The 18424-nt window shown below is 40.4% G+C and carries 15 protein-coding genes and 1 pseudogene; 4 read left to right on the top strand and 12 right to left on the bottom strand.

Features of this window, described 5'->3' with window-relative positions; translation table 11 throughout:
• The first annotated feature begins 13 nt into the window (after positions 1-13).
• From LRS05_RS08760 to LRS05_RS08745, 4 genes are read left to right on the top strand one after another with little or no spacing between them, the layout of a single operon-like run.
• Entirely contained in the window at positions 14-1378 is a 1365-nt protein-coding gene (locus LRS05_RS08760) for an exonuclease domain-containing protein (protein ID WP_257867975.1), read from the top strand.
• A 21-nt stretch (positions 1379-1399) separates the two neighbouring features.
• Complete coding sequence (locus LRS05_RS08755) at positions 1400-2230, top strand: ion transporter (protein ID WP_257867974.1); 831 nt, start codon at positions 1400-1402, stop codon at positions 2228-2230.
• Complete coding sequence (gene miaA, locus LRS05_RS08750; RefSeq protein ID WP_257867973.1) at positions 2230-3138, top strand: tRNA (adenosine(37)-N6)-dimethylallyltransferase MiaA; 909 nt, start codon at positions 2230-2232, stop codon at positions 3136-3138. Before LRS05_RS08755 ends, miaA begins: the two co-directional genes overlap by 1 nt.
• Complete coding sequence (locus LRS05_RS08745; RefSeq protein ID WP_257867972.1) at positions 3138-3878, top strand: acyl-[acyl-carrier-protein] thioesterase; 741 nt, start codon at positions 3138-3140, stop codon at positions 3876-3878. The genes miaA and LRS05_RS08745 overlap by 1 nt, the downstream gene beginning before the upstream one ends.
• 65 nt (positions 3879-3943) lie before the next feature.
• Here LRS05_RS08745 and LRS05_RS08740 read toward each other — a convergent pair whose 3' ends face one another.
• From LRS05_RS08740 to LRS05_RS08685, 12 genes and pseudogenes are all read right to left on the bottom strand, one after another.
• Positions 3944-4669 (bottom strand): response regulator transcription factor, encoded by a 726-nt coding sequence (locus LRS05_RS08740; protein ID WP_257867971.1) that lies wholly within the window; start codon positions 4667-4669, stop codon positions 3944-3946.
• Positions 4670-4675: 6 nt separating this feature from the next.
• A complete protein-coding gene (locus tag LRS05_RS08735; RefSeq protein WP_257867970.1) occupies positions 4676-6190 on the bottom strand; it encodes a sensor histidine kinase KdpD in 1515 nt (504 codons plus the stop codon).
• A gap of 52 nt (positions 6191-6242) precedes the next feature.
• Positions 6243-6842 carry a dephospho-CoA kinase gene (gene coaE / locus LRS05_RS08730; RefSeq protein ID WP_257867969.1) on the bottom strand — a complete coding sequence of 200 codons (600 nt, stop codon included), beginning with the start codon at positions 6840-6842 and terminating at the stop codon, positions 6243-6245.
• Positions 6839-7836: pseudogene (locus LRS05_RS08725) on the bottom strand (glycosyltransferase family 2 protein). The gene coaE and the pseudogene LRS05_RS08725 overlap by 4 nt, the downstream one beginning before the upstream one ends.
• Positions 7837-7921: 85 nt before the next feature.
• A complete protein-coding gene (locus tag LRS05_RS08720; RefSeq protein ID WP_257867968.1) occupies positions 7922-10087 on the bottom strand; it encodes a T9SS type A sorting domain-containing protein in 2166 nt (721 codons plus the stop codon).
• Complete coding sequence (locus LRS05_RS08715; RefSeq protein ID WP_257867967.1) at positions 10026-12026, bottom strand: hypothetical protein; 2001 nt, start codon at positions 12024-12026, stop codon at positions 10026-10028. The genes LRS05_RS08720 and LRS05_RS08715 overlap by 62 nt, the downstream gene beginning before the upstream one ends.
• Entirely contained in the window at positions 11956-13188 is a 1233-nt protein-coding gene (locus LRS05_RS08710) for a hypothetical protein (protein WP_257867966.1), read from the bottom strand. The genes LRS05_RS08715 and LRS05_RS08710 overlap by 71 nt, the downstream gene beginning before the upstream one ends.
• A 270-nt stretch (positions 13189-13458) precedes the next feature.
• Positions 13459-14271 carry an enoyl-ACP reductase gene (locus LRS05_RS08705; protein WP_257867965.1) on the bottom strand — a complete coding sequence of 271 codons (813 nt, stop codon included), beginning with the start codon at positions 14269-14271 and terminating at the stop codon, positions 13459-13461.
• A 55-nt stretch (positions 14272-14326) separates the two neighbouring features.
• On the bottom strand, positions 14327-15979 hold the full coding sequence (gene recN, locus LRS05_RS08700) for a DNA repair protein RecN (protein WP_257867964.1): 1653 nt from the start codon (positions 15977-15979) through the stop codon (positions 14327-14329).
• A 24-nt stretch (positions 15980-16003) separates the two neighbouring features.
• Positions 16004-16891 carry a DUF4835 family protein gene (locus LRS05_RS08695; RefSeq protein ID WP_257867963.1) on the bottom strand — a complete coding sequence of 296 codons (888 nt, stop codon included), beginning with the start codon at positions 16889-16891 and terminating at the stop codon, positions 16004-16006.
• Positions 16884-18095 (bottom strand): bifunctional phosphopantothenoylcysteine decarboxylase/phosphopantothenate--cysteine ligase CoaBC, encoded by a 1212-nt coding sequence (gene coaBC, locus LRS05_RS08690; protein WP_257867962.1) that lies wholly within the window; start codon positions 18093-18095, stop codon positions 16884-16886. The genes LRS05_RS08695 and coaBC overlap by 8 nt, the downstream gene beginning before the upstream one ends.
• Positions 18096-18104: 9 nt before the next feature.
• A complete protein-coding gene (locus LRS05_RS08685) occupies positions 18105-18419 on the bottom strand; it encodes a DNA-directed RNA polymerase subunit omega (RefSeq protein WP_257867961.1) in 315 nt (104 codons plus the stop codon).
• Positions 18420-18424: the final 5 nt, after the last annotated feature.

Genomic DNA, 18424 nt, shown 5'->3' with positions numbered 1-18424 from the left:
TTAAAATTGTTTTTTGTACGCAATACTTGATATAGAGACTACGGGAGGGCAGTATAATGAAGAGGGGATTACCGAGATTGCAATCTATAAATATGACGGGCATGAGGTGGTTGACCAGTTCATTAGCCTGATAAATCCTGAAAAGCCCATACAGCCTTTTGTAGTGAAACTTACAGGCATTAATAATGCCATGCTGCGCAGCGCGCCTAAGTTTTACGAAGTTGCAAAGCGTATTGTCGAGATTACCGAAGGTTGCGTGCTTGTAGCTCATAACGCCGGATTTGATTACCGTGTGCTGCGTACAGAGTTTGAACGGCTTGGCTACACATTTGAACGACAATCTCTTTGCACTGTAGAACTTTCACAGAAACTTTTACCGGAACAGCCTTCGCATAGCCTTGGCAAACTCGTGCGTGCGTTAGGGATACCCATGAGCGACAGGCACCGTGCTACAGGCGATGCACTGGCAACAGTGCAGTTATTTAAATTGCTGCTTGCCAAAGATGTTGAGAAGGAAATTCTGAAACAACTTATAAAAACCGAAGGTAAAAAAGGCCTGGCCTTAAAACTTACCGATATGCTTAACAGCGTACCATCGGTTACCGGGCTTTATTATATCTATAAAGAAGATGGCAGCCTTATCTACCTGGGCAAAAGCAGGAACATCAAAAAACGGCTCAACCAGCATTTTACAGGTGCATCCTCAAAATCAAAGAAGATTCAGCGACAGGCATTTTCTGTGCAATATGAAGAAACCGGCAGCGAACTCATTGCTTTACTAAAAGAATGCCAGGAAATAAAAGCTAACAAACCTGTTTATAACCGCGCGCAAAAGAAAACAATTTATCCTTACGCTTTGTACTGCACAAAAAATGCTGACGGATATTTATGCCTGTCAATACAAAAAACTGATGCCCGAAAAAAGGAAATCACTGTATTTGCAGGCCCTGCAGAGGCGCGTAATTCACTTTTAAAAATTACTGAAAAGTATAATCTCTGCAATAAACTGAACGGGCTGGAAGCTTCAGGCGAAGGCCTTTGTTTTGGCTACAGCCTGGGAAATTGCAATGGCGCCTGCGGCGGTAGTGAAGAAATTGAGGAATACAACAACCGCGTAAATGATTTCATTGCCAATAATAGCTTTTACGGCAACAGCATTGTAATAATTGACCGGGGCAGGACAATTGATGAACGCAGTGCGGTACTAATTGAAAACGGAATTTACAAGGGTTACGCCTTTTTTAACCTTAATTACCAGGTACATAAACTTGATATCCTGAAGAACATCATCACCCCGATGGATGACAGCAAAGATGCCAGAAAGATAATACAAGCTTACATGGCTAAAAAGAAAGGCCTGAAGATACTGCGCTTCTGAGAGATTTTGTAACTTTGAGGTATGACCAGAATTAAGCCTGAAAATCCGCAATCCTTCAGGGCAAGGCTCCATACTATTATTTATGAGGCTGATACACCTGCCGGTAAACTGTTTGATGTGGCATTACTGGTAATTATTCTCATCAGCGTTTTAGCCGTGATGCTTGAAAGCGTGGAGTCGGTGAGGAGAGTTTACGGCTATGAACTACAAGTTGTAGAGTGGGTTATAACCATATTTTTTACGCTGGAATACATAGGCCGTATTATTGCTGTACGTAAACCCTGGGCATACATATTCAGCTTTTATGGTATTATTGATTTTCTTGCCACAATACCAAAATATGTTGGCCTGCTTTTCCCCGGTTCAGGTGTTTTCCTTGCAGTCCGGGCTATACGCCTCCTCCGGATATTCAGGATATTGAAGCTTGTAAATTTTGTCGGGGCATCAAACCAACTGATGATTGCATTACGCCGAAGCCGCGTGAAAATTGCTGTTTTTTTATTCAGCGTTATAGTATTGTGCATCATTTTAGGAACGATAATGTACATAATTGAAGGGCCGTCAAACGGTTTTACAAGCATCCCCACAAGTGTTTACTGGACAATAGTTACGCTTACAACAGTGGGCTTTGGTGATATTACCCCTGCAACCCCGTTAGGTCAGTTTGTTTCAGTTGTAATTATGGTTTTGGGTTATGGCATCATTGCTGTACCGACAGGACTTGTAACAGCTGAATTTATGAAAGATAAACAGGTACATCTCAACACACAGGCGTGCCGCAACTGCGGAGCAGCACATCATAGGGATGATGCCGAATTTTGCTATAATTGCGGAGCACGGCTTAAGAAGTAATGAGTAAAAATAAATATCTTATAACTGTTATAGGCCCTACTGCAATTGGCAAAACTGCCATGGCAATTGCCCTTGCCAAACATTTTGGATGTGAAATCATATCGGCTGACAGCAGGCAGTTTTTTAAGGAGATGAAAATTGGAACCGCGGTACCTTCCGACGAAGAACTGGCCGCAGCACCCCATCATTTCATACAAAACAAGAGTATATTTGAAAACTACACCGTTGGTGATTTTGAACGCGAAGCGTTAGCTAAACTCGCCAAGCTTTTTCAGGCAAATGATTTTGCGGTTATGGTAGGCGGATCAGGACTTTATATAGATGCTGTGCTGAAAGGTTTTGATGATTTTCCTGATATTGACCTTAAAATTCGTGAACAAATCATTGAAAGATATGAGTCAGAAGGAATAACCTATCTTCAGAAAGAACTTGAGCGGCTTGACCCTGTACATTACGCAAAGGTTGCAAAAGAGAACCCGCAGCGCCTGATGCGAGCACTTGAGGTATCTATCGGTACCGGCCTGCCCTACTCCTCATTTCTTGGGAAGAAGCAGCAAAGCCGGGAATTCACTCCTATCATTATTGGCCTTGATGCTGGAAGGGAAATGATGTATGAACGCATCAACCGTCGTGTTGATCTAATGATAGAAGAAGGACTGGTTGAAGAAGCAAAAACATTATATCCGCATAAAAACCTTAACGCACTGCAAACGGTTGGCTACAGGGAACTATTTGATCATTTTGATGGAAAAATCTCGTTACCGGAAGCCATTGAAACGATAAAAATGAACACACGGCGTTTTGCCAAAAGGCAGATGACCTGGTTTAAGCGAACAGAAGGTGCTATGTGGTTTGATTACACCATGCATCCATCTCAAATTATCAATTATATTGAAAGCAAGCTGTAATGCCAATATCTAAAGATTTTACCTCTATTTATACCCGCGATTGGGAAATCAATTTTTTGCAATGCACCCCGAATGGTTTACTGAAGCATACTGAGCTTTGTAACCTACTGCAGTTAACAGCTGGCTACCATGCAGAACTAGGCGGCCTTAGCTTTACTGATATGCAGCTTTATGACCAGGCTTGGGTACTAAGCCGTATGCGCGTAGAAGTTATTGATTTACCTAAATGGCGTGATATTGTAACTGTAAAAACCTGGATTCACGATCTTGAAGGTTCGCGCTCTGTCCGTGCGCTTGAAATGTATGTTGGCGACAGGAAAGTTGCAGGATCATCTACCTATTGGGCGGTATTTAATACAAAAACCCGCCGGCCTGAAGGATTAGCGTTGCCGCATGAGCATTTTGAAAAGTATCCTGATATGCACTCAACCGTGCAGCCTTTTGCAAAAGTACAGCTGGGCCGTGATGCAAGGGTTATTGAAGAACGCATAGTGAGGCTAAGCGATCTTGATATTGTAAACCATGCAAACAATGTAAAATACCTTGAATGGTGCCTTGACCATACAGATGTAAAAAAATTGCTTAAAGGCGGGCTGAAAGCTTTTGATATGAATTTTATGAAAGAGCTTAAGCTTGGTGATGAAGTTGTAATTACAGGTGGGAATAATAGCAATACTTCATACTACACAATAAGCCAGGGTGAAAAGCCCTGCTTTGCCCTGCAACTGGAATGGCAATAAAAAAGATTCTCCCTTACGGCTGTAAAGGAGAATCCCGGATAAAGAAATCTATAATAACACCCCTGTTATTGCTTTTCTTCAGTTACCTTGTTTTTGATAACAAGCCTGAAGCCTTCACCATGGATGTTCAGTATCTCTACATCTTCATCCTGCTTTAGGTATTTTCTTAGTTTCGCAATATAAACGTCCATGCTTCGTGATGTGAAGTAGTTGTCGTCCCTCCATATTTTGGTAAGGGCAAGCTCCCTTGGCATCAGGTCGTTTTCATGAAGCGCAAGCATTTTTAAAAGCTCATTCTCTTTCGGAGAAAGCTTTATAGGCTCTTCATTTTCAAATGTCAGGAACCTAAGCTTAGAATTAAGATGGAATTTCCCGATCTCAAATTCAAATTTAGAGTTATCTGTTTTTGTCTCAGATGCCTTACGCTGAATGATAGCCTTGATTTTCATCAATAGCACCTCACTGTCAAAAGGCTTGTTAAGATAGTCGTCTGCACCAACTTTATAACCTTTCAAAACATCTTCTTTCATAGATTTTGCAGTAAGGAAGATAATAGGCACTTCTTTATTTTTCTCCCTTATTTCCCTTGCAAGCGTATAACCGTCTTTGTAAGGCATCATTACATCAAGAATGCACAAATCAAAATTGTCTTTCTTGAATTTTTCGAAACCTTCCATCCCGTTTTTGGCCAGCGTTACATCAAAATCATTAATTAGCAGGTAATCTTTCAGTACGGCACCAAAATTTGGGTCGTCTTCCACCAAAAGAATCTTTTTGTGTGTTTCTTCCATATTGAGTTAATTTATTAGTGGCATTTTAATTATGAATGTACTTCCTTTTCCTTTTTCGCTTTCAACATAAATGTTGCAATTGTGGTCATCAATAATCCTCTTTACATATGCAAGGCCAAGGCCGTGCCCTTTCACGTTATGCAGGTCGCCTGTATGCTCCCTGTAAAATTTCTCAAAAATTCGCTTCAGGGTAACTTTACTCATACCCATTCCGTGGTCTTTTATTTTTATCAGGATAAAATCCTTCACATTTTCAGTATATATATCTATCACCGGCTCATCAGGTGAGTATTTTATAGCATTGTCCAGTATGTTTACAAACACATTGGTAAAGTGCATATCATTAAGCAGCGTTGTTGTCCGCCTGGCTTCAAAATGCCTTGTAAGCGTCCCACCTCTTGCCTCAATTATTAGTCTTACATGTTCAACGGCATCTTCAATTATCTTATGTATATCTGCCTGCTCTTTAGGTATATCAAGTTCCTTCTTATCTAGTTTTGATATTTGCAATACATTTTCTACCTGAGCATGCATCCGCTTATTTTCATCCCTTATCATCTGCAGGTAGCGCTGCACTTTTTCTTTATCTTCAAATATTTTCGGGTTTCTTATTGAGTCAAGCGCCAGGTTAATTGTTGCAATAGGCGTTTTGAACTCGTGCGTCATATTATTGATAAAGTCTGTCTTAATCTCAGATATCTGCTTTTGTTTCACCAACTGGCTTATAGCGCTGAGATAGGCTATTATTATTATCAGCGTAAATACCAGTGACAGCGATGTTATTGGTACAATTGACGAAAACAGAAATGTTTGCTTTTCAGGAAAACTCACCATTAAATGGTATCGGTAATCCTTTTCTCCATTGCTGAAAATAGCCTGATCATAAGTTGTCGCCTTGTCAAGCTTAAATTTATCAGACTTAATCTTGGTAGGCAGCTCGTTATTGTACACCGCAAATTCAAAAGGTGTGAACACGTCGTTTTGTTCCAGCTCGTCCTTCAATATTGCCTTGAGCTTCTCTTCACTTATACGTTTTTCTATTGGCAGTAGCAACCTGTATTCTTCAAGATATGTTTCAAATTCAAAACGCTGTAAACGGTCTTTATACCTGTTAATCGCTGTTTCATTCGGAATACTTTTGCTTTTATAGGCACTACCCTTTTTTCTGACACCTTCAATGTCATTTTCAAAGAACGGTTCACTATAATCCTCCTGAAGCACATTATCAGAATAAATTATATGTGTAGGCTGTCGGTTTTGCTTTTTATAATAGTCCAGAAAATCACTTATAGGCCCCTCACCTACACTATCTTTAAAAGTGTTGTACCGGCTGATGAATTCCTGTGCTTCTTCATTATTCAGCCTTTCATTCACATTACTTAGTATATGGCTGATGTGAAATCTAAGCTGCTCATCACTATTTTTTAAAGATGAATTTACCCAGTATAATTGTACAAGGATTATCCCAATCAGGGACAAACTCATAAAAAACACCAGCAATCGGAACTTTGTTTTATTCATCGTTCCAAATTTAACATTTTAACATTTAACGACTTCACGTATTAACCAAATATTAACAGCCTTGTAAATCTTTACTCGTTAAATGTTTGAATATACTGTATGCCTGAGCCTTAGCAGAGTCTAGTTCCGTATTATCAATTATATAATTGCTTAAAACAGCTTTCTGGTCATCACTCCATTGGTTTTTCATCCTTTCAAAAACCTGGTGACGGGTGATGTTATCCCGCTTCATTACACGTAATATCCTCTCTTCCACCGGCGCTGTCACAAGGATAATTTCATCACAATCCTTATAGCTGCCGCTTTCAAAAAGTATGGCCGCTTCTTTTATAACAAACTTTGCCGATGAATTATTGTGTACCCAATCCTTAAAGTGCATACTAACTTTTGGGTGAATAATGCTATTTAATATTTTTAATTTTTCAGGATCATTAAATACAATTTGCGCAATCTTCTTTCTGTCAGGTATTCCATTAGTTAAAGCAGCATCCCCAAATGCCTTTTTTATTTCTGACGAAACTTCAGGTGTATAGAGTATTTTTTTTGCTTCATCATCAGCAATGTAAACAGGTACACCCAATGATGCAAAGTATTCAGCAATTGTGCTTTTTCCGCTTCCTATGCCGCCTGTAAGGCCTATTATATTTGTCATTGCTTAAAAAATAATTCAGGGAAAGCTAATTCAGGTTTGCTTCGCATTAAATGCACCTTAATAAAAGACTCTATATAACCTGTACCATAGCCGTAAAACTGTATAGTTATAGCAATTACAGATAATAACCCTATTTTAATGCTTTTGTTTGTTACGGCAGCTACCATAAAGATAGCAAGCAAATACACTATGTAAAGACACAAAAATATGCTTACACCAAACAGAAACAGTAGAAGAGAAAACACAAAGCCTAAGATAAACAATGATGGGAACAGAAAGGTTGCCTTCTTATATTTAGGATGCCAGTAATCTAATATTGGCCTTGCTTTGCCAAATTTATTTACCTGCTTATAAAATTTTTGCCAGTCTATACGGCGTTTATGGTATACATAGCATTCAGGGAACAACTTTGTAGTATAGCCCATATCCCAAAGCCGTAAGGTAAGATCAGGGTCTTCTCCGGGATGTATATCACCAAAACCGCCTGTTGCTTCAAACGCCTTTTTAGATAAGCCCATATTAAAACTCCGCGGCTGAAACTTACCGATATTTTCTGATTTACCCCTAACGCCACCGGTAGTCAAAAAGACGTCATGGTAAAATTGATAGCTTTTTGAACATCGCTGAAAGAATCTAGCGCGGCATCAGGCCCGCCAAAACAATCAGTATACTGTGTGCTGAGCCTTCGGGATACAGAGGAAAGATATCCTGGCGGAATTATACAATCTGAATCTAAGATTATAAAATAGTCTCCCTGTGCTTTTTTCATGCCGTAATTGCGTGAATCGCCCGGGCCCGAATTTGGCTTATAATAATATGATATTGTGAGATGCTCAGCATATTTACTACATATATGCTTACATGTTATTGACGAGCCATCTTCAATTATTACAACTTCAAATGCCTTTGTGTAATCTTGTTTTGAAAGGCTTACAAGAAGCTCGTCTATCTCTTCAGGGCGATTGTATATAGGTATTATCAGCGAAAAATACATTTGTAGCGGGTTTCATGCAAAGTTAACCTTATTCATAAAAAAAGCCGCCATAATTGGCGGCTTTTAAATATGAGCATATAATTTATTACTGCTTCTTCACAATTTTAATAGTTTCTACACTATTGCCAGATGTAACTCTTACAATGTAGTTTCCTTCGGCAATACCCGACATATCTACAGTTGCTTCAGTTGCATTAACCTGCTTAGCTAAAACTCTTTGCCCAAGAAGATTGTAAACCTCTACTCCTGATATTTCATTAGAGTATTTAAGGTTAAGCATATCTTTAACAGGGTTAGGATAATAGCTGAATTGTGCTTTATTAAATCCTTTAGAACCTAATATTTCAGTAATTGTTACAGCAAGAGGCGCACATGAACCTCCGGGAAGAGTACCATAATATACTGTACCTGCCTGAAGCTGTGTACCTGCTGGTATTGCATTTACACCTGCAACCGCATCAGCAAGGCTATAGTACCATAGTACACCTGTTTCAGCAACAACGATATCTTCAATTGTAGCTTCTGCAGGAGAGTTTACAGATATAACCTGCGATGTTTCACCTGTTGGTGTGTTTGCAGCACCTATTGTTACAATGGCATCATCAGTAGCAGAACAGTTAGATACATTTGTCACAGTAGCTACATAGGTAGTATTAACTGTTGGAAGCGCATAAACTGTCGTAGCTGCTTGCCCTGTGTATGGTGTAGTTGCTGCTGAATCTGTATAAAGTCCAGTAACAGGAGACCATGTTACATTAGTGCTATAGTTATAGTTAAGAACAATGTTCGGCCTGTTGCTAAGCGCCCCTTTTGTTGTAATGGCAGCGTAATTTTGAGATTGGAACCCTGCTACACCACCAGCTACGTTGTCTACCCTTAAGTAATAAACGCTTACGAAAGGAGTTGTAGTTGCTCTTGTTACAGTACCTGAAGATGTTCCGCTTGTTCCTTGGTTATGAACAACCTCAACTATCAAATTGCTGTTACCATCCCAAGTAAACGGTGTTGCAAGTGTGAATACCTTAAGTCCTGTTACTCCTGCTACAGGCGTCATTGCAGCTTCATAATAAACTGTTGTAAGAGGTTCCACAGGAACAAAACCTGCAGACATATCTTCAACATTTGAATGACCAATTCTTATGGTGAAGTTCTCAACCAAATCAGCTTCTGCCGCAGAAAGGTCAAACGCAAGAGTGCTAATTACAGAGCCTGCAACCATACCTTGGGCTACAAGTTCAGACTTTTTGTATAACATTTGAGTCCACTGCCCTCCGTAATATCCTGTAAGAGGATTTGGAACACCAGTAGCTGCTGGTGTAATAGTGCCTGAACCCAATACTGCATTACCAGATACAGATGAACCTGTAACTGTAAGTGCAACTGGAGTTGAGCCACACACTTGCGATGCAGAAGGCGTTACACTAATAGCATTTGGTAATGAATTAACAGTTACTGTAACAGTTGCTGTATTTACACACCCTGTACCATTATCTGTAGCTGTAACAGTATATGTAGTTGTAGCTGCAGGGGTTACAGTTTGTTGTGCTCCTGTAAGATTGCCTGGCATCCACACATAAGTATAGTTACTATTAGAACTTGTTACTGAAAGAGTAGCCGACTGGCCTGCACAAATAGCTGCATTATTTGCAGTAGCTGTAATTTCAGGCGCTGTAGTAACAGTTGCTGTTACCGGTACGCGTGCTGAACTGCATCCTGCATTAATTTTGATATCATAGAAGAAATACCAGTATGTATTGTCAGCAAACCAGTTTCCTGTAAATGAAACACCACCCCCTACAACATTATAATATGGTGTTGCTCCGCTTGTATTCCTTAGTAAAGTTGCAGTAGTTCCGGTTGCCATACCAAGCCTTAGGCCTGTACCAACTGGTACATCAAAATTTACCGGAACCACAATTGGTGTTCCTGCAACTGTAGTTGTAGAATTGGCCTGTGCTGCGGTAATTGTATAGTTAAATGTTTGCAGCACTGTACCTGCAGAATTTGCCAACTGTAAATTCAATTGTCCGGCTGCAGTAGCATATACTGTAACAGACTGAATTTTTGTTTGCACTGTTGAGTCGAAAATTGCATAATAAGAAGTAGAAGGGCTTGCTACAGTACTCACAGTACCACCATAAAGATAGTTTACAGGCCCTAATGTAGCAGCAGGCGCACCTGAACTTGCTTCAACATAATATGTTGTAGTTGTATTGATAGTAGGAGTTGTAAAGCTTGGGTCCCGTACCAATAGCTACACCACCGGTTTGTGCAGCATACCAAGAAATAGTACCCGCATCAGATGTTGCCGCAAGGGTAGCTGTACCTATACCACATCTTGTTGCAGGTGTAGTAGTAAGTATTTCAGGAGCATCACATAAGGTTGTAAACTTTCCTACCATTACCCAGTTACTATATAGTGATCCGCACACCGTGCGCACCCACGTAAAGTATTCTGTTGAAGAAGAAAGGTTGTTTACAGTTATACCTGTAGTTGAAATTTCTGTGCCCGCACCTGCAGGAGCAGTATTAGATGTCGAGAAAACATACTGGTAACCTGTTGGATTGCCTGTTGATGGTCCGCTCCAAGCAACAGTTGCGCCGTTTTCAGTGATTAAACTAACAGCATCTGTTAATAGAGTAGGCACGTCACATTGTGGCACAAGCTCAATTACTACATCACCAATATGGAAATCGTAATCCGGAGTATCATCAGTAGGGCCATCTGTCGCATGGAATGCAATGTAAACCTGCTGGCCAATGTAAGATGGGTCAATAGCAAATTCAAACTGAGTAAGCTGGTTTGTTAAAGCATTAGAGTTGTTAAACTCATAAATAGCCTGCCAGTTTACACCACAAGGGTCATTAGAAATCAATACAGTTACTTTGTCATCTGTAGCATTAGCCATCCCACCATCATTATCTACAGCGGCTGAATTCCAGTTTGTCATCGCAGCCTTAAATTTAAGCCTTGCCGCTGCGGTGATATTCACTCTTGGGCTTATAATCCATTCATTTCTTATACTACCATACAGGTTAACCCTGGCTGTAGGCGAACTTAATACACTACTGTTTGTCCATGCCGATGTTGTACCTGAAGGGTTTACATCTAATGGGTTAGTTAATGCAGGCGTAGGTATTGCAGATTCTTTCCAACTTGGCGAAACTGTGCTAAGGTTAGCTCCTGTAAATCCTGTAAAGGTTGTAGCCTGTGGCAAAGCAACAGCAGTCATTGGCCCTGTAGTAGTAAATGTGGTGCCGTTTGCAGCAGTAACTGTTGTATTATACAAATATGAATAGTCACCGGTAGTACCACATCTGAAATATTCATATACTCTTATATAATATGTTGTGTTGCATGACAGTCCTGTTAAATTAAATGTTGTACCTGTGCCATCATAAACATTTTGCTGGCCTCCCTGGTAGAATGTAGCGCCTGTAATTTCAGCTGCACCGATTTCATCTACCGGATCTGCAATTGGTACATCACTAACAATAACCCTTCTGCGTACACCATTACCATTCACCCATGTAACGGTGGCACTATTAAGATCTGGTGTTACTGTAAGCCCAGACACCTGTGTAGTAGGGGCGCCAAGTGTATAACTAGCTCCGTTTGTAGTTGTGGTTGTATTAAACACATAATCAAATGCTCCTGTAACACCGCATCGGTTTACTTCAAATACTTTAACGTAAAAAGTATCACCTGGTGAACACGGAAGTGATGTTACAGTTACTGATGAACCTGTACCGTTATATACAAGCTGAAGGCCATTATTTTGGAAAACAGTATTTGCTGTTGGCGCAGGAATACCTACCTCATCAAAAGGTTCGGGTATAGGATTAGTATCTATATATACAAACCTGTAATTTCCGTTACCGCTTGTCCAGTTTACAGTAAATTGGCCTGTACCTGGCACAATCACAGCGTTTGATGCCTGAGTTGTTGGCGCAGCCAGTGGATTTATAACTATTGTTGATGCGTTAGTACCAGTAGTTGTATTAAACAACATTGTATAGTTACCGGCTGTACCACACCTTGTGTATTCAAATACTTTTACATAATAAGTACCTCCAGAACATGGTATTGCTGTAACAGTCACACTTGATCCTGTACCATCATACACAATCTGTTCGCCACCTGCATAGGCTGCTGCCGCTGTAATAGCAGCACCCCCCACTTTCAACATTAACAGGATCGTTAATTGGAGAATCGCTTACAACCACTATACGGCGTGTACCGCTGCCGGCAGTAAAATTAACAACAAATTGTCCAAGGCCCGGTGTAAAGCTAACATTAGAAGCTTGTGTGAAAGGTGCTGCAGGACCTGAGAAATCAGCTATACTTGAGTATGCTACTTCGCTACCGCATGAAACCTTAAGCCTATACTTAATAGGTGTTCCTGCATATGCCGGTGGCGTGTAATAACGCGTTGCGGCACCTGTACCACCAACTGCAGCAACCCATACATTACCTCCGTCTGTTGACTGCTCCCATGCATAGGTAATACCCGTAACAGGGGCTGTAACGCCAATAGGATCTATCAAGGCAGGTGCGCTTCCACTACAAGCGGAAAGTACAGCAGGGATAGTACCCCCTGATAAAGTTGTACATGTAGTAGAACCCGGGTCAAACCTGTAACCATTACCATTGCCCGGCCAGGCGGATGAAGTTATAGTTGAAACACTTGAACCATTAAGTGCATTGATAAAATTGCCTGCACCTCCGGTTGCATCTTCTAAACCTATAGCTCTTCCAGTGTTTACAGTACCGATGGTTGAGCCATATAAAAACTCAATCCTTCCCGGGTTAGAAGATGCCGGTCCATAAATTTTAACCATAAAGTTAAGACGGTTTGCAGTAGTTTCAGTAAAACCATTTGCTACAGCGTTTTGCCATTCAAAGGCATAAACATCTGTACCTACTGTGCCGTGCACCATGCTGCCACCTCCCGTTGGGAAGTTCGCACCTAAATCACCAAACCATGGCGCGATAACGTTGTTTGGTGCGGTAGTAGTCCACAAATTTCCTGGGGCACGACTCTGAGCAGCCGTAACAGCAGATTGTGCACCCATGCCAATCCAGCCATTGGTACAAAATGTTACCTGTGTAAAGCTATTGCCACCGTAATTAAACGTGAAAGGCAATGTAACTAGTACTGCTCCGTCATCCTGTGATACAGACATATAACCGGCAGTAAGCCCTGCAACAGTATTAATGACTGTACCATCTGCTATCGGCGTATATGTCTGGCCAGTAAGCACAGTGCGGGTGTAACCCGAAACTGGCTGAGCATAAGCCGACAACATAGCTGATAGCATTAAAGCAATCAAAAATGTAATTTTTCTCATAAAAATAGTTTTTTAACAATCCGCTAAAATTACGCACTTTAGATTTTATGGCAAGTTTTTTATGAGAAGTATATTAATTTTTTCATAAAATTCAGTTTTTATGAAAATTTTTTGTGGTATTAATTATATTTTGGATACTAAAAGTTAATTTTAAATATATATTATTATCAATTTGTTATGTTTTATTGCTTTTTGCATAAATATGAGACTGATAGAAAATAAAAAACTCCCATTAATGGGAGTTTGAATCATATAAATGCTATTATTAATCTATTCCAATGCAAGCTTTTCCATCACAACAGAGCTTACACCTGTTGAAGAGTATCCGCCATCATGGAAAAGATTTTGCATGGTCACCATCCTGGTAAGGTCGCTAAATAATGTAATGCAATAGTCAGCACATGATTCTGCATCGGCATTGCCAAGAGGCGCTATAGCATCGGCATAATCATAAAAATCGCCAAAGCCTTTTATGCCTGTACCGGCAGTTGTTTTTGTAGGTGACTGTGATACTGTATTTATGCGCACCTTCTTCTCTACCCCATAGTGATAACCAAAACTACGCGCAATTGATTCAAGCATTGCTTTGATATCTGCCATATCGGTATAAAATGGATATGTTCTTTGAGCTGCCATATAGGTAAGCGCTACAACACTGCCGCCTTCGGCAATAGCATCCAGCCTTTTTGCTACACTAAGCATTTTATGCAGCGACATAGCAGATACATCTATACCTTTCATAAAATAGTCATAGTTGCTCTCTGCATAAGGTATATTTTTCCTGATGTTTACACTCATTCCTATCGAATGAAGTAAAAAATCTATCTTACCGCCAAGCACTTCCTGAGCTTCTGTGAAAAGTTTTTCAAGGTCTTCAGTATTAGTGGCATCAGCAGGAATAATCTGTGAATTGGTTTTTTCAGCAAGCGCTTTTATCTCACCCATCCTCATGGCTATCGGGGCATTGGTAAGCACAAATGTTGCGCCTTCCTCGTGAGCCTTTTCAGCTACTTTCCAGGCAATTGAATTCTGGTCAAGAGCGCCTGTAATTATTCCGCGCTTTCCTTTCAATAAATTATACATATCCGGCTAGTGTTAGTTTGTCAATACGTTAGTGAAACAAATATATATCATTTTTTCAGTTGAGCAACGCCCTTGCATGATTAAGCGCAGAATCACCAAAATCTTTGCCTGACAGCATTTGGGCTATTTCGTGCACACGTTCATTGGGTGTCAGCAATTTAAGTTCAGACACTGTCGTTTCAGCATTTGATGTTTTTTCAACTTTATAATGCTGGTCGCCTTTGGCCGCAATCTGGGGTAGGTGTGTAATGGCAAATACCTGCATTTTGGCTGACATTTCTTTCATTATACCGGCCATCTTATTTGCAATTTCGCCAGATACACCTGTGTCAATCTCATCAAATATTATGGTTGGCAGGTTACTGTATTGGGCAAGTACTGCTTTTACAGCCAGCATTATGCGCGACATTTCACCACCCGATGCTACTTTCTTCAGTAGGCCAAATCCGGTTCCTTTGTTGGCAGCAAAGAGTAGCTCAAGAATGTCTTTCCCGTTCCCGTAGAATGTGTCTGCCCCGGCCAGCTTAAAATCAAATCTCGCATCAGGCATACCAAGCTGCGAGAGTATTGCTGTAATACTATCTGTAAGTATAGGTATTGCTTTTTGCCGTTTATTGTGCAATGCAAGTGCGGTTTTTGTTGCGGCCAATTCCGCCTCCGCAAATGCTTTTTCGAGTTTTGAGAGTTGCGAATCAATCTCATCGGCAAGCATTACTTTACTATCTAGCGATTCCTGTATTTCAAGCAACTCTTCAATCGTCTGTACTGAATGTTTTTTTTGCAGCTGGTAAATTACCTGTAACTTATTATTAATCAGTTCAAGCTTTTCAGGGTCTTCACTCAAAGTTTCCAGGCTTTCTTCTATACCATCTTTTATATCATCAAACTCAATAATAAGGCTTGAGAGGCGTTCATAAAGTTCGTTATACTCAACCGACATGCCACTAATTTTATGTATCGATTGCCTTATCTCTTTCAGGTTATTAAGCACACCTACATTTTCGTCAGATGCCAATGCAGCAGCCCTAGCCAAAGCCTCTTTAATGGCTCCTGTATTATTTAGCACCTCAAGTTGCTGCTCCATTTCTTCCTGCTCACCGGCTTTAAGATTAGCTGTAAGCAATTCCTGAAGAATATAATTATTATAGTCCTGCTCTTTTACTAAAGACTCTTTCTGTAACTGAAGCGCTTTATATTCTGATTGTAGTTTTTTATAAGCTGAAAGTTGACTTTTATATTCTGCGAGCAAAGCGTTATTCGCTGCTATAGCATCAAGCAACTCTATCTGATATTGCTCTTCAGTAAGTTCACGGGTTTGCTGCTGCGAATGGATGTCAATTAAGAAATCACCTAGTTGCTGCAGTTCCTGAAGGTTTACCGGACTGTCATTTACAAAAGCGCGTGATTTACCTGATGGTAGTATTTCCCTTCTGATGATGGTAGCATCTTCATAATCCAGGTCATTTTCAATAAAGAAATCCTTAAGATTGTATTGGGTAATATTAAAATGGGCCTCCACAATACACTTCTGCCCTTTGTCTTTAAGTGAGGTAAGGTCGGCACGGCGGCCAAGTACAAGCCCAAGCGCGCCAAGTAATATTGATTTTCCGGCACCAGTTTCGCCGGTTATAGTTGAAAGGCCTGCCGAAAAGTCTATGTGCAGGTGCTCTATCAGTGCAAAATTTTTGATGTGCAGCGTTTGGAGCATACGGTGTTTTAAAACACAAATATACTATTTAATATTGCTCCACTTAGTAGAATTAAGCGGCGAAATACGGTTCAGGTTATCAACAAGTTCTGTTACCGCCATCATAGGTCCACCTGAAAAGGCCGCTACTAATTCATCTGATTTTGCATCAAAAAATATACGGGTAAGAAAAGCATTGGGCCTTACCTTATGCACACCGGTAAGCGTTTTTACTGCCGATATAAGGCCTTCTTTACCTGCCTTTGTATTTTCATTCATCCTATCAAGTCCATTTATATGATAAGCATATAATGTTTCCCTGAATGGAGAATAAGCATTTGAAAGCACGTCATATACCATAAAATACCTGTTTTGCAGGCCACCTTCGTTCTGGCCCCACCCTTTATAGCCACTGCTTTGTGCAAGGTTTACAATATTCTGTGCAGCAACATAATACTCTGTACCTCCGTTGCTGGCAAATGTATCAGCATCAAAACCAATGATCATGTTAGCATAATATGCAATGAGCGATACAAGGTTTGAATCGAAAGAGTTAGGATTGTAATTTAATATCTGCCCTTCTGTATATGTAAAAACAACTTCCTTATCATTGTAATTAAAGATAGGTGTTGAATAAGTACTATTATACACAGGCCTTGACGACTGTATTTGCAATGCAGCTGTAATCGCCTGCCCATCAAAAGCCGATACATTGAAAAACATTGAACAATCTATTTTTTCACTTCTCGCGAAGTTACGGTTTGTCCAGCGGGTGTTGTTTACAAAATCTGTTAATGAGCGCTCCAATGCTTTAAACACCTGTGTGTTGGCATCGGTAATACGTTCATAATTTATTTTCACATTGCAGTTAAGCTCCTGGGCATTTACAGCAAAACCTGTAAACAATAATATTGCAACAATCCACTTATACATTGTAAACCTTCTTTATTTTATTAATAATATCGGCCGCCACCTGCTCTTTACTCTTCAATTCATGCGGCTCAATGGTAAAATTCCTGTCTATAAAGGTAACCTTATTTGTGTCTTTTCCAAAACCACCACCTTCATCATTAAGCGAATTAAGCACGATAAGGTCAAGGTTCTTTTTGGTTATCTTGGCTTTGGCATTCTCAATTTCATTCTCCGTTTCCAGTGCAAAGCCTATTAGATATTGGCTTTTCTTTACTTCGCCAAGCGATGCAAGTATATCTTTTGTCTTTTCCAGTTCAATCGTCAGTGTTGCCTCCGCCTTTTTTATTTTCTGCGGTGCTACATTCTTCGGCTTATAATCTGCTACGGCAGCAGCGGCAATTGCAACATCAACATTATTAAAATACCGATGGCATGCATCATACATTTCAGCCGAGCTGACTACACGCACAACTTCTATTTGCGGGTGTGACAACTGTAAGTGTGTCGGCCCGCTCACTAAGACCACCTCAGCGCCGGCATTTGCTGCATTAAGAGCAATGTCATACCCCATTTTACCACTGGAGTGGTTGCCTATAAAACGTACGGGATCTATAGCTTCGTATGTTGGGCCTGCAGTAATAAGCACTTTTTTTCCGCGAAGGGGGAGTTTGCCTGCAATATCATGCTCAATAAAAGCAACTATATTCTCAGGTTCTGCCATGCGGCCTTCACCTGACAAGCCACTGGCCAGCTCACCACTTTCAGCAGGTATCATTATGTTTCCGAAAGATGTAAGCTTATTAAAGCTCTCTAAAGTTGATGGATGTTTGTACATATCCAAATCCATCGCAGGAGCAAAGTAAACAGGGCATTTGGCGGAAAGATAGGTAGCTACAAGCAGGTTATCGGCATTGCCCGAAACCATCTTTGCCATAGTGTTGGCTGTGGCAGGGGCAATAACCATAAAATCGGCCCAAAGGCCAAGCTCCACATGGTTGTTCCAAACGGCATTTTCATCATCTTCATTATAAAATGATGAATGCACAGGATTTTTAGAAAGGGTGGAAAGCGTAAGGGGTGTAATAAAATCTTTAGAGGCGGGCGTCATGACTACCTGTACATGAGCGCCCGCCTTTATGAATAGCCGCACAAGCGACGCTGTTTTGTATGCGGCAATACCGCCAGACACACCGAGCAAAATATTTTTACCGCGCAAAACAGACATAGCGGCGAATTATTTAGAGTCTCTGTAAGAAATCTTTTCCTCAAGCCACTCCTGCACTGCAAGGGCGTGTGGCTTAGGCAGTTTTTCGTAGAATTTAGAAACCTCTATCTGTTCTTTGTTTTCAAAGATTTCTTCAAGGCTGTCATTGTAAGTAGCGAATTCTTCAAGCTTTTCTATAAGCTCTTTTTTTATTTCACCATTTATCTGGTTAGCCCTTTTTGCCATGATAGTGATAGCCTCATAAATGTTACCTGTAGGCTCTTCAATTTTGCTCTTGTTATAAGTTATAGTATTTACCGGAGCAGTAGTCTTTTTTAAATCCATGACGT

Origin of the sequence: Flavobacterium sp. J372 (assembly GCF_024699965.1) — a bacterium.
Taxonomy (GTDB): Bacteria; Bacteroidota; Bacteroidia; order Flavobacteriales; family Flavobacteriaceae; genus Flavobacterium.
This window is presented reverse-complemented; position numbering and strand designations above follow the sequence as displayed.